Origin of the sequence: Micromonospora sp. NRRL B-16802, from assembly GCF_001279555.1 — a bacterium.
Classification (GTDB): domain Bacteria; phylum Actinomycetota; class Actinomycetes; order Mycobacteriales; family Micromonosporaceae; genus Micromonospora; species Micromonospora profundi.
Window position 1 is genome coordinate 54,557 of sequence record NZ_LGEB01000097.1, and the last position, 24,672, is coordinate 79,228.

At 71.5% G+C, this 24,672-nt stretch carries 23 protein-coding genes; 16 read left to right on the forward strand and 7 right to left on the reverse strand.

Annotated elements, in window-relative coordinates:
• Positions 1 to 28: 28 nt before the first annotated feature.
• The 3 genes from ADK66_RS25730 to ADK66_RS25740 are packed head-to-tail and all read left to right on the forward strand — an operon-like array spanning position 29 to position 2,397.
• Positions 29 to 1,045, forward strand: coding sequence for a sugar kinase (locus ADK66_RS25730; RefSeq protein WP_053659688.1), 1,017 nt, complete (start codon positions 29 to 31; stop codon positions 1,043 to 1,045).
• A 3-nt stretch (positions 1,046 to 1,048) separates the two neighbouring features.
• Complete coding sequence (locus ADK66_RS25735; RefSeq protein ID WP_053659690.1) at positions 1,049 to 1,792, forward strand: IclR family transcriptional regulator; 744 nt, start codon at positions 1,049 to 1,051, stop codon at positions 1,790 to 1,792.
• Positions 1,789 to 2,397 (forward strand): bifunctional 4-hydroxy-2-oxoglutarate aldolase/2-dehydro-3-deoxy-phosphogluconate aldolase, encoded by a 609-nt coding sequence (locus tag ADK66_RS25740; RefSeq protein WP_053659693.1) that lies wholly within the window; start codon positions 1,789 to 1,791, stop codon positions 2,395 to 2,397. The genes ADK66_RS25735 and ADK66_RS25740 overlap by 4 nt, the downstream gene beginning before the upstream one ends.
• An 88-nt stretch (positions 2,398 to 2,485) precedes the next feature.
• Here ADK66_RS25740 and ADK66_RS25745 read toward each other — a convergent pair whose 3' ends face one another.
• The 5 genes from ADK66_RS25745 to ADK66_RS25765 are packed head-to-tail and all read right to left on the reverse strand — an operon-like array spanning position 2,486 to position 8,098.
• Positions 2,486 to 3,061: a GNAT family N-acetyltransferase gene (locus ADK66_RS25745; RefSeq protein ID WP_053659695.1), complete on the reverse strand. Its 576-nt coding sequence runs from the start codon at positions 3,059 to 3,061 to the stop codon at positions 2,486 to 2,488.
• Positions 3,051 to 5,120 (reverse strand): penicillin acylase family protein, encoded by a 2,070-nt coding sequence (locus tag ADK66_RS25750; RefSeq protein ID WP_053659697.1) that lies wholly within the window; start codon positions 5,118 to 5,120, stop codon positions 3,051 to 3,053. The genes ADK66_RS25745 and ADK66_RS25750 overlap by 11 nt, the downstream gene beginning before the upstream one ends.
• Positions 5,117 to 5,938: an ABC transporter ATP-binding protein gene (locus ADK66_RS25755; RefSeq protein WP_053660050.1), complete on the reverse strand. Its 822-nt coding sequence runs from the start codon at positions 5,936 to 5,938 to the stop codon at positions 5,117 to 5,119. The genes ADK66_RS25750 and ADK66_RS25755 overlap by 4 nt, the downstream gene beginning before the upstream one ends.
• Positions 5,939 to 5,967: 29 nt before the next feature.
• A complete protein-coding gene (locus ADK66_RS25760; RefSeq protein WP_053659699.1) occupies positions 5,968 to 6,996 on the reverse strand; it encodes an iron chelate uptake ABC transporter family permease subunit in 1,029 nt (342 codons plus the stop codon).
• A gap of 55 nt (positions 6,997 to 7,051) precedes the next feature.
• Positions 7,052 to 8,098: an iron ABC transporter permease gene (locus tag ADK66_RS25765; RefSeq protein ID WP_053660052.1), complete on the reverse strand. Its 1,047-nt coding sequence runs from the start codon at positions 8,096 to 8,098 to the stop codon at positions 7,052 to 7,054.
• Between the two features lie 145 nt (positions 8,099 to 8,243).
• Here ADK66_RS25765 and ADK66_RS25770 point away from each other — a divergent pair, with 145 nt between their 5' ends.
• From ADK66_RS25770 to ADK66_RS25800, 7 genes are all read left to right on the forward strand, one after another.
• Complete coding sequence (locus tag ADK66_RS25770) at positions 8,244 to 9,275, forward strand: ABC transporter substrate-binding protein (RefSeq protein ID WP_053659701.1); 1,032 nt, start codon at positions 8,244 to 8,246, stop codon at positions 9,273 to 9,275.
• A 111-nt stretch (positions 9,276 to 9,386) separates the two neighbouring features.
• Complete coding sequence (locus tag ADK66_RS25775; RefSeq protein ID WP_082377669.1) at positions 9,387 to 10,958, forward strand: aspartate aminotransferase family protein; 1,572 nt, start codon at positions 9,387 to 9,389, stop codon at positions 10,956 to 10,958.
• A 67-nt stretch (positions 10,959 to 11,025) separates the two neighbouring features.
• Positions 11,026 to 12,306: a lysine N(6)-hydroxylase/L-ornithine N(5)-oxygenase family protein gene (locus ADK66_RS25780; protein WP_053660056.1), complete on the forward strand. Its 1,281-nt coding sequence runs from the start codon at positions 11,026 to 11,028 to the stop codon at positions 12,304 to 12,306.
• Complete coding sequence (locus ADK66_RS25785; RefSeq protein ID WP_053659703.1) at positions 12,303 to 12,881, forward strand: GNAT family N-acetyltransferase; 579 nt, start codon at positions 12,303 to 12,305, stop codon at positions 12,879 to 12,881. The genes ADK66_RS25780 and ADK66_RS25785 overlap by 4 nt, the downstream gene beginning before the upstream one ends.
• Positions 12,878 to 14,716: an IucA/IucC family siderophore biosynthesis protein gene (locus tag ADK66_RS25790; RefSeq protein WP_369814825.1), complete on the forward strand. Its 1,839-nt coding sequence runs from the start codon at positions 12,878 to 12,880 to the stop codon at positions 14,714 to 14,716. The genes ADK66_RS25785 and ADK66_RS25790 overlap by 4 nt, the downstream gene beginning before the upstream one ends.
• Positions 14,717 to 14,750: 34 nt before the next feature.
• Positions 14,751 to 15,251 carry a DUF1772 domain-containing protein gene (locus ADK66_RS25795; RefSeq protein WP_053659704.1) on the forward strand — a complete coding sequence of 167 codons (501 nt, stop codon included), beginning with the start codon at positions 14,751 to 14,753 and terminating at the stop codon, positions 15,249 to 15,251.
• Between the two features lie 222 nt (positions 15,252 to 15,473).
• Positions 15,474 to 17,807: a beta-L-arabinofuranosidase domain-containing protein gene (locus ADK66_RS25800; RefSeq protein WP_053659708.1), complete on the forward strand. Its 2,334-nt coding sequence runs from the start codon at positions 15,474 to 15,476 to the stop codon at positions 17,805 to 17,807.
• 18 nt (positions 17,808 to 17,825) lie between these two features.
• Here the strand turns inward: ADK66_RS25800 and ADK66_RS25805 are convergent, their stop codons facing one another.
• Positions 17,826 to 18,287 (reverse strand): MarR family winged helix-turn-helix transcriptional regulator, encoded by a 462-nt coding sequence (locus ADK66_RS25805; protein ID WP_053659709.1) that lies wholly within the window; start codon positions 18,285 to 18,287, stop codon positions 17,826 to 17,828.
• Between the two features lie 145 nt (positions 18,288 to 18,432).
• Between ADK66_RS25805 and ADK66_RS25810 the strand changes: the two genes are divergently transcribed.
• Positions 18,433 to 18,993 (forward strand): NADPH-dependent FMN reductase, encoded by a 561-nt coding sequence (locus ADK66_RS25810; RefSeq protein ID WP_053660061.1) that lies wholly within the window; start codon positions 18,433 to 18,435, stop codon positions 18,991 to 18,993.
• Positions 18,994 to 19,178: 185 nt separating this feature from the next.
• A complete protein-coding gene (locus tag ADK66_RS25815; protein WP_053659711.1) occupies positions 19,179 to 19,841 on the forward strand; it encodes a fasciclin domain-containing protein in 663 nt (220 codons plus the stop codon).
• 101 nt (positions 19,842 to 19,942) lie between these two features.
• Here ADK66_RS25815 and ADK66_RS25820 read toward each other — a convergent pair whose 3' ends face one another.
• Positions 19,943 to 20,986, reverse strand: a complete 1,044-nt coding sequence (locus tag ADK66_RS25820; protein WP_053659713.1) for a LacI family DNA-binding transcriptional regulator — start codon at positions 20,984 to 20,986, stop codon at positions 19,943 to 19,945.
• Positions 20,987 to 21,263: 277 nt separating this feature from the next.
• On the opposite strand from ADK66_RS25820, the gene ADK66_RS25825 reads away from it, so the two are divergent.
• Genes ADK66_RS25825 through ADK66_RS32470 form a run of 4 tightly spaced genes read left to right on the forward strand, consistent with a single transcriptional unit; the run spans position 21,264 to position 24,586 of the window.
• The gene (locus ADK66_RS25825; protein ID WP_053660064.1) at positions 21,264 to 22,367 is read left to right on the forward strand and encodes a Gfo/Idh/MocA family protein; all 1,104 of its coding nucleotides are present in this window, start codon (positions 21,264 to 21,266) and stop codon (positions 22,365 to 22,367) included.
• Entirely contained in the window at positions 22,364 to 23,518 is a 1,155-nt protein-coding gene (locus tag ADK66_RS25830; protein ID WP_053659715.1) for a dihydrodipicolinate synthase family protein, read from the forward strand. Before ADK66_RS25825 ends, ADK66_RS25830 begins: the two co-directional genes overlap by 4 nt.
• Positions 23,515 to 24,351, forward strand: a complete 837-nt coding sequence (locus ADK66_RS25835; protein WP_369814826.1) for a sugar phosphate isomerase/epimerase family protein — start codon at positions 23,515 to 23,517, stop codon at positions 24,349 to 24,351. The genes ADK66_RS25830 and ADK66_RS25835 overlap by 4 nt, the downstream gene beginning before the upstream one ends.
• A gap of 46 nt (positions 24,352 to 24,397) precedes the next feature.
• Positions 24,398 to 24,586, forward strand: a complete 189-nt coding sequence (locus tag ADK66_RS32470; RefSeq protein ID WP_231640194.1) for a hypothetical protein — start codon at positions 24,398 to 24,400, stop codon at positions 24,584 to 24,586.
• The last annotated feature ends 86 nt before the right edge of the window (positions 24,587 to 24,672 follow it).

Sequence of the window (24,672 nt, forward strand, 5' to 3'; positions counted from 1 at the left end):
GACCCCTTCCGCGAGGACGTGTGCCCCCATGTCGACCGAGCCCCGACCCCATGACGCCGCAGTCCCGGCCGGCTCCCCGCCGGTCGAGGTGGTCACGGTGGGGGAGACGATGGTCGTGCTCTGCCCCGCGCCGGGCGAGCCGCTGGAGCACGCCGAGCGGGTCGCCCTCTCCGTCGGCGGCGCGGAGTCCAACGTGGCCGGCTACCTGGCCCGGCTGGGGCACGACGCGGCGTGGGTGAGCCGGGTCGGTGACGACCCGTTCGGCCGTGCGGTCGTACGGCACGTCGCTGCCGCAGGCGTCCACGTCGACCTGGTGACAGTGGACCCAACCGCCCCCACCGGCCTGTATGTCAAGGACCCAGGGCCGACGGCCACCGCCGTGCACTACTATCGGGCCGGCTCGGCGGCCTCCCGCATGGGCGCCGACGCGCTGGCCGACCCTCGGCTGACCGGCGCGCGGGTGCTGCACCTGTCCGGCATCACCCCGGCGCTCTCCGACTCGTGCCGGGCGCTTGTCGCGCACGCGGTCACCGACCGGCCGGTTCCGGGCGCGCTCGTCAGCTTCGACGTCAACCACCGGGCCCGGCTCTGGCCGGCCGAGCAGGCCGCGCCGGTGCTGCGGGACCTGGCCGACCGCAGTGACCTCGTCTTCGTCGGTCAGGACGAGGCAGAGGCACTGTGGGGCACCGGCGACCCGCTGTCCGTACGCCGGTTGCTGCCCGGTCCGCGGACTGTCGTCGTCAAGGACGGCGCGGTGGGCGCCACCGCCCTGCGTCACGACGCCGAACCGGTGTTCGTTGAGGCGCCCCGCGTGGCGGTGGTGGAACCGGTCGGCGCCGGTGACGCGTTCGCCGCCGGATACCTGGCCGGGGTGCTGCGCGGCCTCGATCCGGTCCGCCGGCTGCGCCTCGGGCACCTGGTCGCCGCGCAGGCGCTGGGCAGCAGCGGCGACAACGCGCCGGTGCCGCAGTGGTCGTGGTTCGACAGGCTGCTCGACGACCCCTGGTCGCCACCGGACCTGACCGGCGTACGGGCCGAGGGCTGAGGCGTGTCCGAGGGCGTCGACAGGGCGATGCGGGTGCTCGAACTGCTGGCACGTGAGCCGGCGCAGCTCGGCGCTGTGGCCACCGATCTGGGCGTGCACAAGTCCACAGCGCTGCGCCTGCTGCAGACCCTTGAGGCGGGCGGGTTCGCGCGGCGCAGCGACGGCGGCTGGGCCGTGGGCCTGCGTCTGATCGACCTCGCCCAGCAGGCACTGGACTCCCTGGACGTGCGCGCGGTGGCCCGTCCACACCTGGCGGCGCTCGGCCGCGACTGCGGGCACACCATCCACCTGGCCCAGCTCGTCGACGACGACCTTGTCTACGTGGACAAGATCGAGGCCCGTGGTCAGGTGCGGATGTACTCGCGGATCGGTCGCACCGCACCCTGGCACGCCAGCGGGGTGGGCAAGGTGGTGCTCGCGTACAGCCCGCAGTCCCGGCTGACCCGGCTGGTCGACGGTGCCGAGCTGCGCGCGTACACCCCGGCCACCATCTGTGAGCCGGCCGCCCTGCGGGCGGAGCTGGCGACCGTCGCGGAGCAGGGCTGGGCCGCTGACGACGGCGAGTTCGAAACGCTCATCACCTGCGTGGCGGCGCCCGTGCGGCAGGCCGACGGGTCGGTCACCGCGGCGGTGTCGGTGACCGCGCCGACGGTGGTGGCCACCCTCGCCGACCTGCGCGGGCTGCTGCCCCGCCTGCTCGATACCACCCGGCAGATCTCCCGCGACCTCGGATGGAGAACGCAATGACCATGACGGACTTCGACCACATCTTCGGCAGCGCCCGGGTGATGGCCATCCTGCGCGGGCTTCCGGTCGCCGAGACCGTCCGCCTCGCCGAGCGCGCCTGGGATCTCGGTATCGACGTGGTGGAGGTCCCGGTGGCCACGTCCGACGCGGTGCCGGCGCTGCGCGCCGCCGTCGAGGCGGGTCGGGAGCGTGGCCGGATCGTCGGCGCCGGCACCGTGCTCGACGAGTCGCAGGTCATCGCCGCGGCGGACGCGGGAGCCGCGTTCACCGTCGCGCCCGGCCTGGACCTCGCGGTCGCCGACGCCGCCGCCGCACGCGGCCTGCCGCACCTGCCCGGCGTGGCCACCCCGACCGAGGCGCAGCAGGCGCTGCGGCACGGCCTCACCTGGCTCAAGGCGTTCCCGGCCATCTCGCTCGGCCCGGCCTGGTTCAAGGCCATGGCCGGCCCGCTGCCGCAGTTGCGCTTCGTCGCCACCGGCGGCCTCGACGCCGGCAACGCCGCCCAGTTCCTGAACGCCGGCGTACGGGTGGCAGCCGTGGGCTCAGCCCTGACTGACGAAACCCAGCTGGACCAGTTGGCCAAGCTGGCAACGCACCCGTCCTGAAACCCCGCGCCGATCTTGCACTTGCTGCCCCGACGAAAGCCGCAAAACGGTACTCATGGGCGACCACAACTGCAAGATCGACGGGGTTTCAGCAGGGCCTGGCGGCGGGGCGGTTCAGGAAGAGCAGTCGGGCTTGCTTCTCCGGCAGGTCGATGAGAGGTCCGGGGCGGAAGCCGGTGCGTAGGAACCTGTTGATGGCGCGCTCGTTGCGGGCGTCCGGTTCGATCACGACCCGCAGCCGTGTCGGGTCGGCGAGGACGAAGTCCAGGATCGCCCCGAACAGCGCGCCCGTGAAGCCGGGCTCGACAGTTACCGGCGGCCCGATCAGCAGGTGCACGCCGACGTCGCCGGGGCGTACCTCGTAGCACTCGCCGACCGGGTCGGCCTCGGGCTGGTACGTCTGCGCCAGCGCGGCCGGCACACCGTCGCGGTGCACCAGGTACGCGTGGTGGGTGTCCAGCGAGTCGAGGTACGCGTAGATCTCGTGCACCCGCTCGCGGCTCGCGTCGAGCATCCCCCAGAACCGGGCGCGTTCCTGGGTGACCCAACCGTGCAGCAGGTCGGCGTCCTCGTCGGGTCGTACCGGCCGGATGGTGACCACCCCGAACCCGGGGACGTCCCGCCGGTAGTGGTGCCCGTCGACGGTGGAGGTGTCACTGCTCATCTGGCTCCTCGGTGAGTTCGGCCCAGTCGGTGGTCACCGGCAGCAGCTCACCGGCCAGCCACGCTGGGCTCTGGTCGTCGTGGTGCCTGTCGCCGGGCACCCCGCTGGCGCCCAGCGGGACCACCCAGCGGCTGTCCGCACGCCGCGCCAGGTCCCACACGAAACGCGCGGCGGGCCCCCGGAAGCACCGATGTGTCACCCCGGGCACGCTTGACGTCGCCAGCACGCAGTCGTGGTCGCCGTCGAGCCGGGCGCCTGGTCCGGCCGCCTGGTCGGGCAGCGCCCGCCACGGCGTCAGCCGGTGCAGGTCCCCCCAGGGCACCGGCCGTTCGGCCGCGACCTCCTCGGCCGCCGCCCGGACCAGCGCCGCAACGTCCACGCCGGGCAGCGCGGTGCCGCCGAGCAGGTGCTCCAGCGCGTAACCCACCCTCGGCGTCAGTGCCAGCCAGGGCGCGAACACCTCGGGGTACGCGGGCGGGTCGGCGAGCGCGGCCAGCGCCGGATGGGCGGCGAACCGGCGGACGACGGCGGCCCGCAGTGTGGCGAAGTCCGCGGCGTCGGTGCTGTCGGCGCTCATCCGCCGGTCCCAGCGCAGCAGCCGGTCCCGCAGCGCGGCGGCGGTCGGGGCGAGCCCGGTCAGGTTCCGCAGCACCGTCAGGAGCGCGCCGGCCGACCCCAGGTACGTGTCGGTGTGCACAGTCGCCATCCGGTCGGCCGTCCAGCGTTGCCCGGCGTCGAGCAGTTCGCCGATCCGACGCGCGCGGTGCGGTGGGGCGAACTCGACCCCGAGCGGCGCGGCCAGCCCGCGTTCGTTGGCCATCACCGCCCGGCCGGTCACCTCGGCGCGGGGCATCGGGGTGTGCCAGCCCCGCCAGGCGTGGGTGGCCTCCCAGGCCGGGACCACCCGTCGGCAGTTGTCGGGATGCCGTACCGGCACGGCGCCGGCGACCCGGTGCAGCAGTCCGCCCGTCGTGTCGGCCGCCTGCACCACGTTCACCGGCTCCACCCAGCGCTCCACAGCCGCGTCCACGTCGGCCACCGTACGGGCGCGCAGCAGCGCCGGCAGGACCGCGAAGCCCAGCTCGGAGCGGACCCGGGGCGGATAGCGCAGGCTGATGCCCGTCTCGTCGTCCGGCCCGCCGACGATCAACGGTCCCCGGTCGGTCTCCACCACGTCCACCCGTACCGGCTCCGCACCGGCCACCTCGATCGTCTCGACATGGTGGTGGGCGTCCTGCCAGCCGTCCGGGCCGAGCGCCCGCACCCGGGTCCCGTCCCGGCGCAACCGTTCGGCGTACAGGTCCTGGTAGTCGGCCATCGCGTTGGTGATCGCCCATGCCACCGTCCCGGTGTGGCCGAAGTGGGCGATCCCCGGTACGCCGGGCACGGCCAGCCCCACCACGTCGTACTCCGGGCAGGCCAGCCGGATCTGCTGGTAGACGCCCGGATCCTCGATGAAGCGGTGCGGGTCGCCGGCGAGCAGGGCGGCGCCCGTGCCGGTGCGTTCGGGGGCCAGCAGCCACCCGTTGCTGCCGGCGACGGCCGGCCCGTCGATGGCGAACAGGTCGACGGACGCCGGGCCGAGCTTGCGTGCGACGTGCTCGCGCCAGAGCTTGCCGGGGAACCCGGCGAACAGGATGTGGTGGCCCAGCCACACAGCGAGCGGCGTCCACGGCTCCCACCGGCCGGGGGTCAGCCCGACCGCCGCGAACTCCGGTGCCCTGCCCGCCCCGGCGGCGAGGCCGTCGTTGACCCCGGTGACGTACGCGCCGACCCACTCGGCGGTCGCGGAGTCCAGCGCGGCGTGGCAGCGGCGGGCGGTGTCGGCGAGCCGGACCTGCCGGGCGAAGCGGTCCCAGGCGAGCGCGTCGGCGCCGAGGAACGCGGCGCTGGTGCCCTGTGCCCGGTGCCGTTCCACCTCGATCTGCCACGCCCGGTCGTACGCGGTGACGCGGCCCTGCGCCGCCGCGAGGGCGAGCGGGTCGTCGGCGCGAAGGTGCGGCACACCCCAGCTGTCGCGGAACCGCCTGGCGGGGCGCCGCCCACCGTCCTCGGTCACGCCAACCCCGGCACCGTCACGGCGGCCCGTCGGCGGGCGGCCGGGACGACGAGCGGGGTGCCGGTCTCCGGGTCGTCGATCACCTGGCAGGGCAGCCCGAACACCTCACCCACAAGGTCGGCGGTGACCACCGTTCGCGGGTCGCCGGCGGCCACCACCCGGCCGTCGCGCATGGCGATGAGATGGGTGGCGTAGCGGGCCGCGTGGTTCAGGTCGTGCAGCACCACGACAAGGGTGCGTCCCTGCTCCTCGTGCAGTTGGGCGCAGAGGTCCAGGATCTCGATCTGGTGGGCGATGTCGAGGTACGTGGTCGGCTCGTCGAGCAGCAGCAGCGGGGTCTGCTGGGCCAGCGCCATGGCGATCCAGACCCGCTGCCGTTGCCCGCCGGACAGCTCGTCGACGGGCCGGTCGGCGAGGTCGGCGACGCCGGTGGCGGCCATCGACTCGTCGACGATCCGTTCGTCCTCGCGCGACCACTGCCGCAGCAGCCCTTGGTGGGGGTAGCGGCCCCGGGCGACCAGCTCGGCGACGCTGATGCCGTCCGGCGCGATCGACGACTGCGGCAGCAGGCCGAGGGTGCGGGCCACCTTCCGGGCCGGCAGGTCGTGGATGTCCCGGCCGTCCAGCAGCACCGCTCCGGCACTCGGGCGCAGCATCCGCGACAGCGCGCGCAGCAGCGTCGACTTGCCGCAGGCGTTCGGGCCGATGATCACCGTGAACGACCTGTCGGGCACCTCCACCGTGAGGTTCTCGGCGATGGTGCGCCGGTCGTAGGCGAGCGTCAGCCCGGTGCCACCGAGGCGGGAACTGCCGTCCATGGATGCTCCTTCGAGGGCGTCGCGGGTGTTCACAGCCGACCCGCCCGGCGTTCGACGGCAAGCAGCCACACGAGGTAGCCGCCGCCGATCATCCCGGTCACCACGCCGACCGGGAGTTGGTGCCCGGTGAACGCGCGCTGCGCCAGCAGGTCGGCGCCGACCATCAGGGCCGCGCCGAGGGCCATCGACGGCAGCAGGTTCGGGCCGGGCGACCCGGTGAGCCGCTTGGCCAGGTGCGGCGCGACAAGCGCCAGGAAGGACACCGGGCCGGCGGCGGCCGCCGAGAACGAGACGAGCAGCACCGCCGCGGCGAGCAGGACGAGACGCAGCCGGCGCACGGGCACCCCCAGGGCGCTTGCCGTGTCGTCGCCCAACTCCATCATGCGCAGGGCCGGGCCGCAGACGACGAGCACCAGCGGCGCCAGCACGGCGGTGATGGCGAGCAGCGGGCCGGCGTTGGCCCAGCCCCGCCCGTCCAGGCTGCCGGTGAGCCAGAGCACCGCGCGGGCGGCGTCCATCAGAGGGGCCCGGGTCAGCAGGTAGCCGTTGACACCCGTGAGGATCGCGGCGACGCCGATGCCGACAAGGATGAGCCGGAAGCCGTGCACGCCGCGTCGCCAGGCGAGCGTGTAGATCAGCAGGCCGGTGCAGAGCCCTCCGACGACCGCCGCGCCGGCCAGGGCCATGCTGCTGCCGCCGAGCACGACCACCACGAGCGCGCCTGTCGACGCGCCCTGGGTGAAGCCGAGCATGTCGGGGCTGCCCAGCGGGTTGCGGACAAGCGACTGGAAGATCGTGCCGGACAGGGCCAGCGCCGCGCCGACAAGCAGGGCGGTGACCAGCCGGGGCAGTCGCAGCTCGTTCACGATGAACTGCTCGGCGGGGGTGCCGCCACCGCCCAGGGTGCGCAGCACGTCGGCCGGACCCATCGGGTAGTCGCCGCTGCCCAGCGCGACCAGGCCGAGCCCGGCCGCGAGCACTGCGGCGCCCGCGCCGATGGCCAGCGCGCGGGGGCGGAACCGCAGGGACAACCCGCCGGGGGTACGGATGACAGTCATGTCGCCGCTCCGCTGCGCTCCGCGCTGGCGTGCCGCGCCGAAACGTTCAGCCCGCTCATGGGTGTGCCACCCGGGAACGGGTGACCAGCCAGAGGAAGAGCGGGCCGCCCAGCACCGCGGTCACCATGCCCACCTGGAGTTCACCGGGTCGGCCGAGCACCCGGCCCAGCACGTCGGCGCCGAGCAGCAGCACCGGCGCGAGCACCGCGCAGTACGGCAGGAGCCAGCGCAGATCGGGGCCGGTCAGGGCGCGTACCAGGTGGGGGACCAGCAGTCCGACGAACACGATCGGGCCACAGGCCGCGGTCGCCGCGCCGCAGAGCAGTGTGACAGCGACGATGACGGCCACCCGGATGAGCGCGGGTCGGGCGCCCAGCGCACGGGCGGCGTCGTCGCCGAGCGCGAGGGCGTTCAGCGGGCGGGCGGCGGCGAGGGCGACCAGCAGACCGACCACGATGAACGGTGCCACCCGCGTCACTGTCGCGGCGTCGGCGCTGGCCAGTGAGCCGACCGTCCAGAACCGCAGCCGGTCCAGTGAGGCGGTGTCCAGCATCATGACCGCGCTGACGTACGAGTAGAGAGTGGCGTTGAGTGCCGCGCCGGCAAGCGCGAGGCGGGCCGGGGTGGCGCCACGTCCGCCGCCGACGGCGTAGACCAGGGCGGTGACCGCCGCGGCGCCGGCAAGCGCGAACCAGACGTACCCGCCGATGGCGGTGACGCCCAGCAACGCCGCGGTGGCAACGGCGGCGGACGCGCCCGCGTTGATGCCGAGCAGCCCGGGGTCGGCAAGTGGGTTGCGGGTGAGGGCCTGCATCACCGCGCCGGCCATTCCGAGCGCCGCACCGGCAAGCAACCCGAGCAGGGTGCGGGGTAGGCGCATCTGGTGCACCACCGCGTATTCGGCGGCGTCGCGGTCAAGCAGCCCGGCCCAGACGTCGGCGAGCGGCAGGGACTTGGCGCCGACCCCGATGCTGAGCACCAGGACGACGCCGAGCAGCGCCACGGCGGCGATCAGGCCGGCGGCGCGTGCCGCCTGGCGGGAGCGCCGCGCCGGCTGCGGCGCGGTCGGTGATGCCGTCGACCCGGGCGCGGATGGCGCCAGGGTGCTGACGGACGGTGTGGCGTCCAGGGTGAACTCCGGGGGTGTGGCGACACGGCGTACCGCTGTTGACAATGTCCGAGGTTAGGCTAACCTAAGCCCGCTGTCCCGGTCGACCCCGGCCGTCCCTTGATCGAAAGACGACACCATGCCCGAATCTCTGTCCGCCCGTCGCCTGACCCGCCGTGGCCTGCTGGCCGCCGGAGGCGCCGCCACCCTTGCCGCTCTGCTCGCCGGCTGCGGCAAGGACGATGACGCGAAGCCCGCCGCCGGCAACACCGGTGGCCCCTGGTCGTTCACGGACGACCGCACCAAGAAGGTCGAGGCGGCGGCCCGCCCGGCACGCGTGGTGGCCTTCACCGGGGTGGCCGCGGCACTTGTCGATTTCGGTCTCGACAAGCAGATCGTCGGCGTGTTCGGTGAGACCAAGCGGGCCGACGGCACGACAGACCCGCAGGCGGGCGACCTGAACGTCGAGTCCGTGGAGATCCTGGGCAACGTGTGGGGCGAGTTCAGTGTGGAGAAGTACGCGGCCCTGCGCCCCGAACTGCTCGTCACGCACATGTACGACCCCGACGCCCTCTGGTACGTGCCGGACGAGAGCAAGGACAAGATCCTGCCGCTCGCGCCCAGCGTCGCGATCACCACGGCCCGGGTGCCGATGACCAAGCCCATCGAGCGGTACGCCGCCCTGGCCGAGTCGCTCGGCGCGGACCTGTCCGCCAAGAAGGTCACCGACGCGAAGACCCGCTTCGACGCCGCCGCCGAGAGCGTCCGCCAGGCCGTCAAGGCCAACCCCGGCATCAAGGTGATGGCCTGCTCCGGCAGCCCCGACCTGTTCTACGTCTCCAACCCCAAGGTGAGCACCGACCTCATGTACTTCGCCGAGCTGGGCGTCGACATCGTGGTGCCCACCAAGCTCGAATCCGGCGACTACTTCGAGGCGCTGAGCTGGGAGAACACCGGCAAGTTCCCAGCCGACCTGATCCTGCTTGACAACCGCAGCACCGCACTTCAGCCCAAGGACCTGGCCGCCAAGCCCACCTGGGGTCAGCTGCCGGCGGTCAAGGCCAACCAGGTGACCCCGTGGGACGCGGTGCCCCGCTTCTCGTACGCAGGTGCCGCACCGCTGCTGGAGAACCTGGCCACCGCGATCAAGAACGCCAAGAAGGTCAGCTGACGCGACGGCGCGTCTGAGCGGCGACACAACCCATAAGGCAGTACGACCCCCGGCGCGGAACCGCGCCGGGGGAGGGTTCCGGCTGCCCATCGTCGAGAACGTGGAGGACACGTGACCGTGCCGACGTACCCCGCCGAGAGCATTCCGCCGGCAACGGCCACACAGTGGCCGGCCGCCGGGCCGCCGGGGACACTGGCCGGCGCGCGGGCGCAGCTGCTGCACGACGGCTCGGTCGAGCACTACCGGCGGACGATCGCCGACGGTGTCGACCGGGTCGTCCGGCGGGTGGCCACAGTGCAGCAGCCCGGTACCGGCGTCGCCCCCGCCGACCTGGCCCCCGTGGTCGACCGGGTCGACCTGGACCGGCCCCTCGGCGACGCGGGCGCGGCACTGGACGAGCTGGAGGACGTCTACCTGCGCGACACCGTGTGGTTCCACCACCCCCGCTATCTCGCCCACCTCAACTGCCCGGTGGTCATCCCGGCGTTGCTGGGCGAGGCGGTGCTCAGTGCGGTGAACTCCTCACTGGACACCTGGGACCAGAGTGCCGGCGCCACCCTCATCGAGCGACGCCTGATCGACTGGACCGCCGCCCGCGTCGGCCTCGGCCCGGACGCCGACGGCGTGTTCACAAGCGGTGGCAGCCAGTCGAACCTCCAGGCGCTGCTGCTGGCCCGGGAGGAGGCGTGCGCCGCTGCGCTCACCCCGGCGGCCCGCGCAGAGCTGCTGCCCCGGCTGCGCGTACTCACGTCCGCCGCCGGCCACTTCAGCGTGCAGAAGTCGGCAAAGCTGCTCGGCCTCGCCCCGGATGCCGTGGTCGCGGTCCCCACCGACGCGCGGCGGCGGATGCAGCCCGCCGCCGTCCGCGACGAGATCGCCCGATGCCGGCAGGCCGGGCAGGTGGTGATGGCCGTCGTCGGCACCGCGGGCACCACCGACTTCGGCTCCATCGACCCCCTCGCCGAGCTGGCTGGGATCTGCGCGGATGCCGGCGTGTGGCTGCACGTGGACGCCGCGTACGGCTGCGGTCTGCTCGTCTCACCGACGCGCCGGCATCTGCTCGACGGCATCGAGCGGGCCGACTCGGTGACTGTGGACTACCACAAGTCGTTCTTCCAGCCGGTCAGCTCCAGCGCGCTGCTGGTCCGCGACCGGCGGGTGCTGCGGCACGCCACCTACCACGCCGACTACCTCAACCCGGCTCGGATGGCCGAGCAGCGGATCCCCAACCAGGTCGACAAGAGCCTGCAGACCACCCGCCGCTTCGACGCGTTGAAGCTGTGGCTGACGCTGCGGGTGATGGGCCCGGACGCCCTCGGCGCGCTCTTCGACGAGGTGGTCGACAGGGCCGCGGACGCGTGGCAACTGGTAAGCGAGGATCCCCGCTTCGAGGTGGTGACGCGCTCCGAGTTGAGCACTGTCGTCTTCCGCTACCTGCCCACCGGCCCGGGTCGCGACCTGGCCGACGAGGCCAACCTGTACGCCCGGGAGGCGCTCGCCGCGTCCGGTGCCGCGCTCGTGGCGGGGACCCGTGTCGACGGCCGGCACTTCCTGAAGTTCACGCTGCTCAATCCGGCCACCACCGTCGACGATGTGGGTCACGTCCTCGAACTGATCGCCGCCCACGCCGGTCGGTACGTGGCCGAGCGTACCGCCGCCGACCTGGCCTGCCATGTCGGCTGACGCCGGCGCCGAGCAGGCTGCCGCGTCCACCCGACCCGTGACACCGCAACCGCGCCGGGAGGGCCGGATGTCCACCCATGACTTCGTCGCCATCGGGCTCGGCCCGTACAACCTGGGGTTGGCCTGTCTCACCGCGCCGATCGACGAGCTGGACGGCGTGTTCCTGGAGGCCCGGCCCAGTCTGGCCTGGCACCCGGGCATGCTGCTGGAGTCGGCCCGGTTGCAGACCCCGTTCATCGCCGACCTGGTCAGCCTCGCCGACCCGACGTCGCCGTACTCCTTTCTCAACTATCTGAAGGAGATCGGCCGGCTCTACCCGTTCTACATCCGGGAGAGCTTCTATCCGTTGCGCAGCGAGTACGACGCGTACTGCCGGTGGGCGGCGGCGAAGCTGCCGAACCTGCGCTTCGGTCAGGCGGTGACCACAGTGGAGTACGACCCGGCCGACGAGCGGTACGTCGTGCGGGCCGACACCGGCGAGGGGGAGAGCGTCGAGTACCGCGCCCGGCACCTGGTGCTCGGCACGGGCACCCCACCGCACCTGCCGGCCGCCGTGGACGGACTGCCCGGCGACGCGGTGCACAACTCGCGCTACCTGGAGCACCGGGACGCGCTGCGCACCAAGCGCAGCATCACTGTGGTGGGCAGCGGGCAGAGCGCCGCCGAGATCTACCACGACCTGCTCGGCGACCTCGACCGGTACGGCTACCAGCTCAACTGGGTGACCCGCTCGCCGCGGTTCTTCCCCCTCGAATACACGAAGCTGACGCTGGAGATGACCTCACCGGACTACGTGGACTACTTCCACGCGCTGCCCGAGGACACCCGCTACCGGCTGGAGGCCGAGCAGAAGGGCCTGTTCAAGGGGATCAACGCCGACCTGATCAACGACATCTTCGACCTGCTGTACGCGCACAGCGTCGACGGTCCGGTGAACACCCGCCTGCTGACGAACACCGAGCTGGTCACCGCCGAGCACCACGACGGTGAGTACACGCTGGGGTTGCGGCACGTGGAGCAGGAACGGGACTTCACGCTGCGCACCGAAGGGCTGGTGCTTGCCACCGGCTACCACTACCGGGTGCCGGAGTTCCTCGCGCCGGTGCGCGAGAGGATCCGCTGGGACGCGCACGGCCGTTTCGACGTGGCCCGCAACTACAGCATCGACCACACCGGGCGGGGCATCTTCCTGCAGAACGCCGGCACCCACACGCACAGCATCACCTCACCCGACCTGGGCATGGGCCCGTACCGCAACTCCTTCATCATTCGGGAGCTGCTCGGCCGGGAGCACTACCCGATCGAGAAGAGCATCACCTTCCAGGAGTTCGGGGTGACGACGTCGTGACCACCGTCTTCACCCGCACCGACGGGCGGCTCGGCGAGTTCGCGCTGCGTACCCTCGATCCGGACGGTGACGCCGCGCTGCTGCACGCCTGGGTGACGAACCCGAAGGCCGCGTTCTGGCTGATGCAGGACGCCGACGAGGCGGCGGTGGCCACTGAGTACCGGCGCATCGCCGAGCACCCGCACCACGACGCGTACCTCGGGCTGTGGCGGGGGACGCCCGCCTTCCTTGCCGAGCGCTACGACCCGGCCCACGTCGAGCTGGTCGGGCTCTACGACAACCAGCCCGGCGACGTGGGCATGCACTTCCTCTGCGCGCCCACCGACGCCCCGGAGCACGGCTTCACCCGTGCGGTGATCACCGCAGTGCTGGCGTGGCTCTTCGCCGACCCGTCGACCCGGCGGGTGGTGGTGGAGCCGGACGTACGCAACACCGCCGTGCACGCGTTGAACGCCGTCGTCGGCTTCGAGGTTGTCGGCCAGATCGCCAAGCCGGAGAAGGACGCGCTGCTCAGCGTCTGCACCAGGGCCCAGTTCCACGCCGCCGTCACCGATCTCGAAGGAGCCCAGGCGTGACCGCCACCGCCGTTCCCGCGTCACCGTCCGTGCCGGCCGTCGCCGCCGACCCGGTCGGGCACCTCACGCCGCAGCGCTGGGCGCGGGCCAACCGGCTGCTGGTCCGCAAGGCGCTCGCCGAGTTCACCCACGAGCGGCTGATCACGCCCCAGCCCGTGCCCGGCGACGACGACCGGCAGTGGTACGAGGTCCGCAGCGACGACGGCACTGTCACGTACCGGTTCGCCGCCCGGCTGCTCGCCCTGGAGCACTGGCAGGTCGACGCCGACAGCATCACCCGGCGGCGCGACGGCACCTCGCTGCCGCCCGACGCTGTGGATCTCATCGTCGAGCTGCGCGGCACCCTCGGACTCTCCACGGAGGTGCTGCCTGTCTACCTGGAGGAGATCACCTCCACGTTGGCCGGCAGCGCGTACAAGCTGGCCCAGGCCGGGCCGAGCGCCGCCGAACTGGCCGTGGCCGACTTCCAGACAATCGAGACGTCGATGACCGAGGGGCATCCCTGCTTCGTTGCCAACAACGGGCGACTCGGCTTCGGGGTCGACGAATACCACAGGTACGCCCCGGAGGCCGCCGCGCCGGTGCGCCTGGAGTGGTTGGCCGCGCACCGGGACCACTCGACGTTCAGCAGCGCCGCCGACCTCGACTACGACGCGTTGATCGAGGGGGAGCTGGACCCGGAAACCCGAGCCCGGTTCGCCGCCACAATGGCCGGTCTCGGCCTGGACCTCGCCGACTACCACCTGATCCCGGCGCACCCGTGGCAGTGGTTCAACAAGCTGGCGGTCACGTTCGCCGGTGAGCTCGCCGAGCGCCGGCTTGTGCACCTCGGTCCCGGGCCGGACGAGTACCTTGCCCAGCAGTCCATCCGTACGTTCTTCAACGTCACCGAGCCGCGCCGGCACTACGTCAAGACGGCGCTGTCGGTGCTCAACATGGGCTTCATGCGTGGGCTGTCCGCCGCGTACATGGCCGCCACCCCGGCGATCAACGACTGGCTGGCCGACCTGATCGCGGGCGACGAGGTGCTTGCCGGCACCGGGTTGACGGTGATCCGGGAGCGCGCCGCGGTGGGCTACCGGCACCGGCAGTACGAGGCGGCCACCGAACGCACCTCCCCGTACCGGAAGATGTTTGCCGCCCTGTGGCGGGAGAGCCCGGTGCCGGGCCTCGCGCCGGGGCGGCGACTGACCACGATGGCCGCGCTGCTGCACGTCGACGACGACGGCGGCTCGCTGGCGGCGGCCCTGATCGCCCGGTCGCAGTTGGCGCCCGAGGTGTGGCTGCGCCGCTACCTGGACGCCTACCTCACCCCGCTGCTGCACAGCTTCTACGCCCACGACCTGGCCTTCATGCCGCACGGCGAGAACGTCATCCTGGTCCTCGACGAGACCGACACCGTCGAGCGGGTGATCTTCAAGGACATCGCCGAGGAGATCGCTGTGATGAGCGCCGACGTCGTCCTGCCGGAGGCGGTGGAGCGCATCCGCGTCGAGGTGCCCGACGACACCAAGCTGCTGACGATCTTCACCGACGTGATCGACTGCTTCCTGCGGCACCTCAACGCGGTGCTCGTCGAGGCCGGGGTGCTGCCCGAGGGCGACTTCTGGCGGACGGTCGCTGCCTGCGCGTCCGACTACTTCGACACCGTGCCGCACCTGGCCGAGCGGGTACGCCACTACGACCTGTTCGCACCGGAGTTCACGCTGTCCTGCCTCAACCGGCTGCAACTGCGGAACAACAAGCAGATGATCGACCTCGCCGACCCGTCGGCCGCGCTCCAGTTCGTCGGCACCCTTACCAACCCGTTGGCCGCCCACGCCAGACGCCGCTGACGCCGCTCGCGTCCGGTGGTGCACTGTGGTGGGCATGGGTTTCCTCCGTAGCGCGAGCCTTCTCGCCGCCACCCTCACCACCGGTCTGACCGCCGGCCTGTTCACCGCGTTCGCCTACGCGGTGATGCCGGGTCTTCGCCGCACCGACGACCGCACGCTCGTGCTCGCCATGCAGCGGATCAACGAGTCCATCCTCAACGGGTGGTTCGCCATCTGCTTCGGTGGAGCACTGGTGTTCACGCTTCTGGCGGCGGCGCTGCACCTGGACGCCGGGCACCGGGCGGTGCTGCCGTGGATCGTCGCCGGGTTGCTGTCGTACCTGGTGGTGCTCGGCCTCACCGCAGTGGTGAACGTGCCGCTCAACAACGTGCTGGCCCGGGCCGGGGACGTCGACCGGGTCGCTGATCCGGCGGCGCTCCGGGAGCGTTTCGAGACGCCCTGGGTACGCGCCAACGTGGTCCGCGCCGTCGCGTCGACCGGCGCGTTCGGGCTGCTCGCGTGGGCTCTGTTCGAGGCCGGGAGGCTGCCCGCCTGAGCCGCGGGTGTTATCGATAACACCGTCGGCATCTGACGCGCCATCAGCGGTAACAGCGCTGATCAACGGACGAACCGCACTCATCGTCTTGAATGAAGGCGGTCATCGGCCGTAACATGCCGGACACGGATGTGAGCGCTAACGCTCGTGTCTGACCGCCCTGTCGAGCCCCGTCCCGCCCGGCTGTGCTCCGTCGCCTGTTGCGCTCTCCGTGGAGGTTCCATGTCACCCCTGCCCATCAGTCGCCGCCGCGTGCTGCAAGCCGCCGGCGCCACCGCCGTCATCTCCGCCACCGGCGGGACCGTCCTGAGCGCGGGCCCCGCCGCCGCTGCCGTCGTCCCGCCGGCGCGCGCCGACCTTGGCGTCGGGGCGTACCCCTTCGAACTCGGTCAGGTTCGACTGACCACCGGCCGCTGGCTGGACAACCAGAACCGCACCCTCAACTACCTCCGCTTCGTCGACGTCGACAGGCTGCTCTACAACTTCCGGGCCAACCACCGGCTGTCCACGAACGGCGCCGCCACCAACGGAGGCTGGGACGCGCCGTCGTTTCCGTTCCGGACCCACATGCAGGGGCACTTCCTGACCGCCTGGGCCCACGGATACGCGGTGCTCGGCGACACCACCTGCCGGGACAAGGCGAACTACATGGTGGCCGAGCTGGCCAAGTGCCAGGCGAACAACGGCGCTGCCGGGTTCGGCGCGGGCTACCTCTCCGGCTTCCCGGAGTCCGACTTCACCGCACTTGAGGCGCGGACGCTGTCCAACGGCAACGTGCCCTACTACTGCATCCACAAGACCCTCGCCGGGCTTCTTGACGTGTGGCGCTACACCGGCAACACGCAGGCGCGCTCGGTGCTGCTGGCACTCGCGGGCTGGGTCGACGCACGGACGAGCCGGTTGAGCTCCAGCCAGATGCAGTCGATGCTGGGCACCGAGTTCGGCGGCATGAACGAGGTGCTCACCGACATCTACCAGCAGACCGGCGACGCGCGGTGGCTCACCACCGCCCAGCGGTTCGACCACGCCTCCGTGTTCAATCCGCTCGCCGCCAACCAGGACCAGCTCAACGGACTGCACGCCAACACGCAGGTGCCCAAGTGGGTGGGCGCCGCACGGGAGTTCAAGGCCACCGGCACCACCCGGTACCGCGACATCGCCTCCAACGCCTGGAACATCACTGTCGGCGCGCACACGTACGTCATCGGCGGCAACAGCCAGGCGGAGCACTTCCGGGCGCCGAACGCCATCGCCGGCTACCTCAGCAACGACACCTGCGAGCAGTGCAACACCTACAACATGCTCAAGCTGACCCGGGAGCTGTGGCTGCTCGACCCCAACCGGACGGACTACTTCGACTTCTACGAGCGCGCCCTGATCAACCATCTGATCGGCGGCCAGAACCCCGCCGACAGCCACGGCCACATCACGTACTTCACGCCACTGCGGCCGGGCGGGCGTCGGGGCGTGGGTCCCGCGTGGGGCGGTGGCACCTGGAGCACCGACTACAACTCGTTCTGGTGTTGCCAGGGCACCGGCCTGGAGATCAACACGAAGCTGATGGACTCCATCTACTTCTACAACGGCACGACCCTGACGGTGAACCTGTTCGTGCCGTCGGTGCTGACCTGGTCGCAGCGGGGCGTCACTGTCACCCAGACCACCACCTATCCGGTGAGCGACTCCACCACGCTCACCCTGTCCGGCACGATGAGCGGCTCGTGGAGCATCAGGGTCCGCATCCCGGCGTGGACAAGCGGCGCGACGATCAGCGTCAACGGCGTGGCGCAGTCGGTGACCACCACACCCGGCAGCTACGCCACGATCACCCGGACCTGGGCCGCCGGTGACACCATCACTGTGCGCCTGCCCATGCGGGTGATCATGCGAGCCGCCAACGACAACGCGTCCGTCGCCGCCGTCACGTACGGGCCGAGCGTCCTCTGTGGCAACTACGGCAACACCACACTGAACGCGCTGCCGTCGCTCGCCGTCTCGTCCATCGCACGGACCAGCACCAGTTCGCTCGCGTTCACCGCCTCCGCGAACGGGGCGACAGTCAACCTCGGGCCGTTCCAGGACGCCCACGGCTTCAACTACACCGTCTACTGGAACACTTCGGGCAGCAGCGGCGGTGCCAGTCACCGGCTCGTCAACGTCGGCACCGGCCTGGTCCTCGGCATCCAGAACATGTCCACCGCCGACGGTGGGCTCGCCGTGCAGTGGGGTGACAGCGGCACCGCCGACCACAACTGGGTAGTGGTGACCGACGGCGACGCCGTCCGGTTCCGCAACGTCAACAGCGGCAAGGTCCTCGGTGTGGAGAACATGTCCACCGCCGACAACGCCCGCGTCCTCCAGTGGGCCGACAACGGCACCGCCGACCACAGGTGGATCCTGGTGAACAACGGGGACGGCACCTACAAGATCCGCAACGTCAACAGCGGCAAGCTGCTGGGCATCCTGAACGGGTCGACGGCATGGGGTGCGCAGGCCGTGCAGGACCCGGACAACGGCAGCGCCGACAACCGCTGGCGGCTCGTGCCCAACGCCTGACGAGGAGCCCGACCTGGCTCAGTCGGTCGTGCCGACCCGCTCGAACGCGCGGGCCAACTGAGCCAGGTCCAGGCCCTCGAAGTGCCGCAGGAACCGCCGGCGTACGGCCGCCAGATGGCTCGGCCAGGACTCCTGGAGGCGGGCCAGGCCCGCCTCGGTGAGGATGGCGTTCCAGCCGCGGGCGTCTTCCTCGCACCGTTCCCGCTTCACCAGGCCCTGGGTCTCCAGCCTGATCACGGTGCGGGTCATGCCGCTGAGCGAAAGGTGGCAGACCGAGGCGAGTTCATGCATGCGCATCCGTCGTTCCGGGGCCTCGGAGAGGTTCATGAGCGCCGTGTACTCGGTCAGCGGCAGTTGGCGGTCGCTGACCATGTCGGCGTCGATAGTGCGGGGCAGCACGTACATCATCTGGCCCAGAGCGCGGACCAGGGCCTCCTCGTCGGGGCCGAGGGGGCGTGGACGGGCAGGGCTCTCGTGCATTCCTTCAGCATAGTTGCTTGATTGAGCAAGTGCTCGCGCACCGTGTGACGACGGTCATGGCGGCTGTATTTGCTTGACGAAGCAAGTAATGGCTACGGTTCTCGACGGCACGCAGACCACGAACCTTCGGAAAGGCGCCAACACCATGACCAGGATCGGGATCATCCTCGGAAGCACCCGCCCGGGGCGTAACGGTGAAGCCGTGGCCCGCTGGGTCCTCGATGTCGCAAGGCAGCGCTCCGACGCGGAGTTCGAGCTGATCGACCTGCTCGACTACAAGCTGCCGCACCTCGACGAGGCATATCCGCCGGCGATGGGGCAGTACACCCAGCCGCACACCCTGCGCTGGGCTGAGACGATCGCGTCGTTCGACGGGTTCGTGATGGTCACCCCCGAGTACAACCACTCCACCTCGGGGGCGCTGAAGAACGCCATCGACTTCCTCTACGCCGAGTGGAACAACAAGGCCGTCGGCTTCGTCAGCTACGGCTCGGTCGGCGGCGCACGGGCCGTCGAGCACCTTCGCCTGATCGCCGGTGAGCTCCAGATGGCCGACGTACGCTCGCAGGTTGCTCTGTCGCTCTTCACCGACTTCGAGAACTTCAGCGTCTTCACGCCCAACCAGCACCAGCTGGAGGCGCTCGGCGTGACCCTCGACCAGGTGGTGGCCTGGAGCAGCGCGCTCGCACCGCTGCGCCAGAGCTGACCCACGAGGCGGCCGCGGGATCCCGTCCCGCGGCCGCCTCAGCTCGACCCACCCGTTGATTCCGACCACCGCGACGGGGCAGAGGAACTTTTTCGGCCGTCGATGCATCCGGGCGACCTGCCTGGTGCGAAGCATGGATCGTGACGAGACGTCACGGATCCGACGCATCGACGAAAGGCCCGCTGATGAAGATCGCACGACTCGCCGCCAGGATGGCCGTGGGCGCCATGGCCACCGCGCTGGCCACCACGGCTGTCGCCGTGCCGGCCGCTTCGGCGACCGGCAAGGCCAAGCCGCTCGGCACGACGTCCCTCGCCCAGGTGCTCACCAAGGACGCCAGCGGCTTCGACCGCAACTCGCGGGACTTCGACGTGCTGACCGCCGCCGTGCTGGCCGTGCTGGAGGCCAAGCCCAACTCGCCGGTCAAGGTGCTCACCGACGGCACCGTCGCCCTGACCGCGTTCATTCCGACCGACGCCGCGTTCCAGCAGTTGGTACGCGAGATCACGCAGGCCACGAAGCTGCCGAGTGAGAGCGCCGCGTTCAGCGCCGTCGCCGGCCTGGGCATCGACACCGTGGAGAACGTACTGCTCTACCACGTGGTGCCGGGCGCCACGATCGACCGTAAGACGGCGGTCCGGGCCGACGGCACGGACCTGACCACCGCGCTCGGCTCGACCGTCGAGGTCGACGTGCGCACCTACCTGTTCATCTTCCGTCAGGTGCGGCTTGTCGACGCCGACACCAACGACCGGGACGCCCGCGTCGTCACCTTCGACGTCAACAAGGGCAACCGGCAGATCGCGCACTCCGTGGACCGGGTGCTGCGCCCGATCGACCTGCCCTGATCGGGTTCGGGTGGCGTCCGACCACACGTCGGGCGTCACCCGCGCCGATCGTCAGCCCGTGCCGTTCGTCAAGGCGCGCCGATCGTCAAGCCTGGCGACCGTCAGGCTGCGCCGGCGGTGCCCCGATCGTGCTGCGGGGCGGGGCCGGCGGTGCCCCGACGGACCAGTTCGGCGGGGAGCACCTCGACCCGTGGCGTCGGCGTCTGCGCGCCGAGCACCATGGACATCGTCCGGACTCCCATGTCGACGAGCGGCAGTCGCACGGTGGTCAGTGCCGGAGTCACGTCCCGGGCGATGGGCATGTCGTCGAAGCCGACCACGGAGACCTGCTGCGGCACGGCCAGTGAGCGGGCCCGAAGGGTGGCGAGCGTGCCGATCGCCATCGAGTCGTTGAGCGCCACGATCGCTGTCAGGTCAGGGTCGGCGTCGAGCAGCCGGGCGGTTGCCTCGGCGCCACCGTCGCGGTCGAATTCGGCGTACCGGATGCGTCGTTCGGGAAGCTCGCGGCCCTGCTCGTCAAGGGCCTGCCGGAGCCCGGCGAGCCGGTCGGTGGTGGTGGTGAGGATGCGCGGGCCGGCGACCACGCCGATCGCCCGGTGCCCCAGCTCGCACAGCTCCCGGCCGGCGAGGTAGCCGCCCGTCCGGTTGTCGGGCATCACCGCGTCGCCGAAGTGCTCGTGTCGACCGATCACCGCGACCCGCCCGCCGGTCGCCTCGTACGCGGCGAGTTTCTCGTTGAGCTGTCGGGTGAACGTGTCGTCGTGATAGCCGGAGCCGGCCAGGATCAGTGCCGCCACCTGGTGGCCGCGCAGCAGCTCCACATACTCCAGCTCGCGCTCCGGGTCGCGGTAGCTGTTGCAGATCATCAGCAGCCGGCCGCGGTCGGTGGCGACCCGTTGCAGTCCACGGGTGATCTCGGCGAAGTACGGGTCGGAGACGTCGTGCACGATCACGCCGACCGCGCTGCGGTGTGAACGGGCCAGCAGTTGCGCATGGGCGTTCGGCACGTACTGCAACTCGGCGACGGCGGCGAGCACCCGTTCGCGCAGCTCGTCGGTGACCGGCTTGCTGCTGCCGTTGATCACGCGGGAGGCGGTGGCGGGCGAGACACCCGCGCGTCGTGCCACATCGGACAGCGTCGCCATGGCCGCCCCCTTGTTCTGTTGCCGGCGTTTCGCCGTGCCGGTCGAAACGCCACGGTACCGCGTTGAAAGCCCTTTCCCGCAGGCAGGTCCGAGAGGTGTGACGTGGGCCAAGGAAAGGCCTTGCCTGGCGTCTGCGGCCCGCCTACGCTTCCGGGAAAGCGTTTGCCTGACCGCCGCCCGGCAGGCTCCACTGCTGCTGCGCCGGGCCCAGAGGAGGTTCCGCGTGACCACGACCCGTAGGTCGATCGGCATCATCGTCAATGGTGTGACCGGCAGGATGGGCTACCGGCAGCACCTGGTCCGGTCGCTGCTTGCCATCCGTGAAGCCGGCGGCGTGGCGTTGGCCGACGGCACGACCATCTGGCCGGAACCCGTGCTGGTCGGGCGCAACGAGACCAAGCTGCGGGAACTCGCCCAGCGGCACGGCCTGACCGAGTGGAGCACCGACCTCACCTCAGCCCTGGCCCGCGACGACGTCGAGATCTACTTCGACTCCCAGGTCACCCAACAGCGGGAGAAGGCGATCCGCCAGGCCATCGAGGCCGGCAAGCACATCTACACGGAGAAGCCCCTCGCCGAGGACACCGCCGCCGCGCTCGACCTCGCGCGGGCCGCCGACGCCGCAGGCGTACGCACCGGCGTCGTCCAGGACAAACTCTTCCTTCCCGGCCTGCGCAAACTCAAGCGGCTCATCGACGGCGGCTTCTTCGGCCGGATCCTCTCGGTGCGGGGCGAGTTCGGCTACTGGGTCTTCGAGGGCGACTGGCAGCCCGCCCAACGTCCGTCGTGGAACTACCGGGCCGAGGACGGCGGCGGCATCGTCGTCGACATGTTCCCGCACTGGCACTACGTGCTGGAGGAGCTGTTCGGGCGGGTCAACGCCGTCTCCTGCGTCACCGCCACCCACGTGCCGGAGCGTGTCGACGAGGACGGCCGCGCCTACGCGGCCACCGCCGACGACGCGGCGTACGGCACCTTCGAACTCGACGGCGGCGTGATCGCGCAGATCAACTCGTCGTGGGCGGTGCGGGTGTACCGCGACGAACTCGTGGAGTTCCAGGTCGACGGCACCGAGGGCAGCGCTGTGGCCGGGCTGCGCCGCTGCCGGGCACAGCACCGGGCGGTGACGCCCAAGCCGGTGTGGAACCCGGACCTGCCGGTCACCGAGAACTTCCGGGCACAGTGGACCGAGGTGCCCGACAACGAGGAGTTCGACAACGGTTTCAAGGTGCAGTGGGAGGCGTTCCTGCGGCACGTCGTGGCGGGCGAGCCGTTCCGGTGGGACTTCCTTGCCGGGGCACGCGGCGTCCAGCTCGCCGAGCTGGGGCTGCGCTCCGCCCGCGAGGGCGTTCGTGTCGAGGTACCGGAGCTGCGCTCGTGACCGCGCCCGAGGTGGTGCTGCCCGGCGGACGCCGGCACCGACTGGCCGTCGGGGCCGGCTTCGACCGTCCGGCCACGCCCGCCGCCAGCCGGATCGCGTACGCCGCCGCCCACGTCGTCGCCGACCCGGGCGCGGAGAACGTGCCCGGTGCCCCGGCCGCCGTGGACTGGGACACCACCCTCGCGTTCCGGCGGCACCTGTGGTCGTACGGGCTGGGTGTCGCCGAAGCGATGGACACCGCCCAGCGGGGGATGGGGCTCGACTATCCGGCGACCCGGGAGCTGATCCGGCGCAGCGCCGCCGAGGCCCGCGCGGTGGGCGGGCGGATCGTCGCCGGGGTCGGCACGGACCAACTGCCCGCAGGCCCGGCCACCCTGGCCGCCGTGACCTCCGCGTACATCGAACAGCTCGGCGACGTCCGCGCGGCCGGCGCCCGGCCGGTGCTGATGTGCAGCCGGCACCTGGCCGCGGCCGCGCGCGGCCCGGAAGACTACCTGCGGGTGTACGACGAGCTGCTCACCGCCGCCGACGAGCCGGTGGTGCTGCACTGGCTGGGCCCGATGTTCGACCCGGCGCTGACCGGCTACTGGGGTGCCGATGACCTGGACCTGGCCGCCGACACGGTGGTCGAGCTGATCAAGGCACACCAGTCGAAAGTGGACGGCATCAAGGTGTCGCTGCTCGACGCCGGGCGGGAGATCGCACTCCGTCGCCGGCTGCCCGCCGGGGTACGCCTCTACACCGGCGACGACTTCCACTACCCGGAGCTGATCCGGGGTGACGAGGTCGGCCACTCCGACGCGCTGCTCGGGGTGTTCGCGGCCATCGCGCCGGCCGCCGCCGCCGCGCTGGCCGCGCTCGATCGCGGCGACCTGACGGCGTACGACGAGATTTTCGCGCCGACCGTACCGTTGGCGCGGCACCTGTTCGCGGCACCGACCTGGCACTACAAGACGGGCATCGTGTTCCTGGCCTGGCTTGCCGGCCACCAGGACCACTTCACGATGGTCGGCGGCGCGCAGTCCGGCCGGTCCCCGGCGCACCTGGCCACCCTGCTCACCCTGGCCGACGCGGCAGCGCTGCTGCCCGACGCCGACCTGGCCGCAGCGCGGGCGCGGGCCTTCTTCACCGTGGCGGGGGTGGCCCAGTGAGCGGGGCGGCGGACCCATCACCGGTCGCCGGTGGGCTGGAGCGGTTCTCGTTCAACCAGGCGACTGCCCAGCGCTGGCCTCTGCCGGACGTGGTGGCCGGTTGCGTGGCGGCCGGTGTGCCGGGTATCGGGTTGTGGCGGGAGCCGGTGGCGGAGTACGGGTTGGCCCGGTCGGCGAAGCTGGTCCGCGACGCCGGCCTCACCGTCACCTCGCTGTGTCGGGGCGGCTTCTTCTCCGCCGACGACTGGCGCTCGGAGAACCTGCGGGCCGTCGAGGAGACGGCCGTCCTCGGCGCCGGTGAGTTGGTGCTCGTCTCCGGTGGGCTGGCGCCGGGCAGTCGCGACATCGACGGCGCACGGCGTCGGGTCGCCGACGCGATCGGCGAGCTGGCGCCGCACGCGGCGGCGGCCGGTGTGCGGCTGGCCATCGAGCCGCTGCACCCGATGTTCGCCGCCGACCGGTGTGTGATCGCCACGCTCGGGCAGGCGCTGGACATCGCCGAGCTGTTCGACCCCACTGCGGTCGGCGTGGTGGTGGACGCGTACCACGTGTGGTGGGACGACACGGTGTACGCGCAGATCGCGCGTGCCGGCGCGCGGATCGCCGCGTTCCAGGTCTGCGACTGGGTGACGCCGCTGCCGGAGGGGGTGCTGCTCGGTCGGGCGTTGCCCGGCGACGGCTGCATCGAGCTGCGTCGGCTGCGCGAGGCGGTCGACGCGGCCGGTTATGTCGGCCCGATCGAGGTGGAGGTCTTCTCCGCCGAGGTCTGGGCGCGTCCGGGCGCGGAGGTGTTGGACGCGGCGGTGACGGGGTACCTGCGCCACGTCGTCTGAGGTAGCCCGCCCGCGCTGCCCGCTGCCCGTCGCTGGCGCCGGGACCATGCTGACGCAGTTGCGGGAGTACCTGCCGGCGGATTCCAACATCATCCGGTTCCAGCGGAGGTTCGAGGTGGAGCCACTGCCGGGAACGGTCACCGTCGCCGTCCGGAGGACGCGGTACCAGCTCGCGGCGCTTAAAAAACGCACTTGTCGTACGCACGGTGATCTTGCAGGTACCGGCGTTTCGTAACACCGCGCAAACCCTCGTTTAACCGTGGCTGCCTTAGGTGTGGGAGCGCTGACAACGCACAAGTTGTGCAGAATGATCTTCGCTCC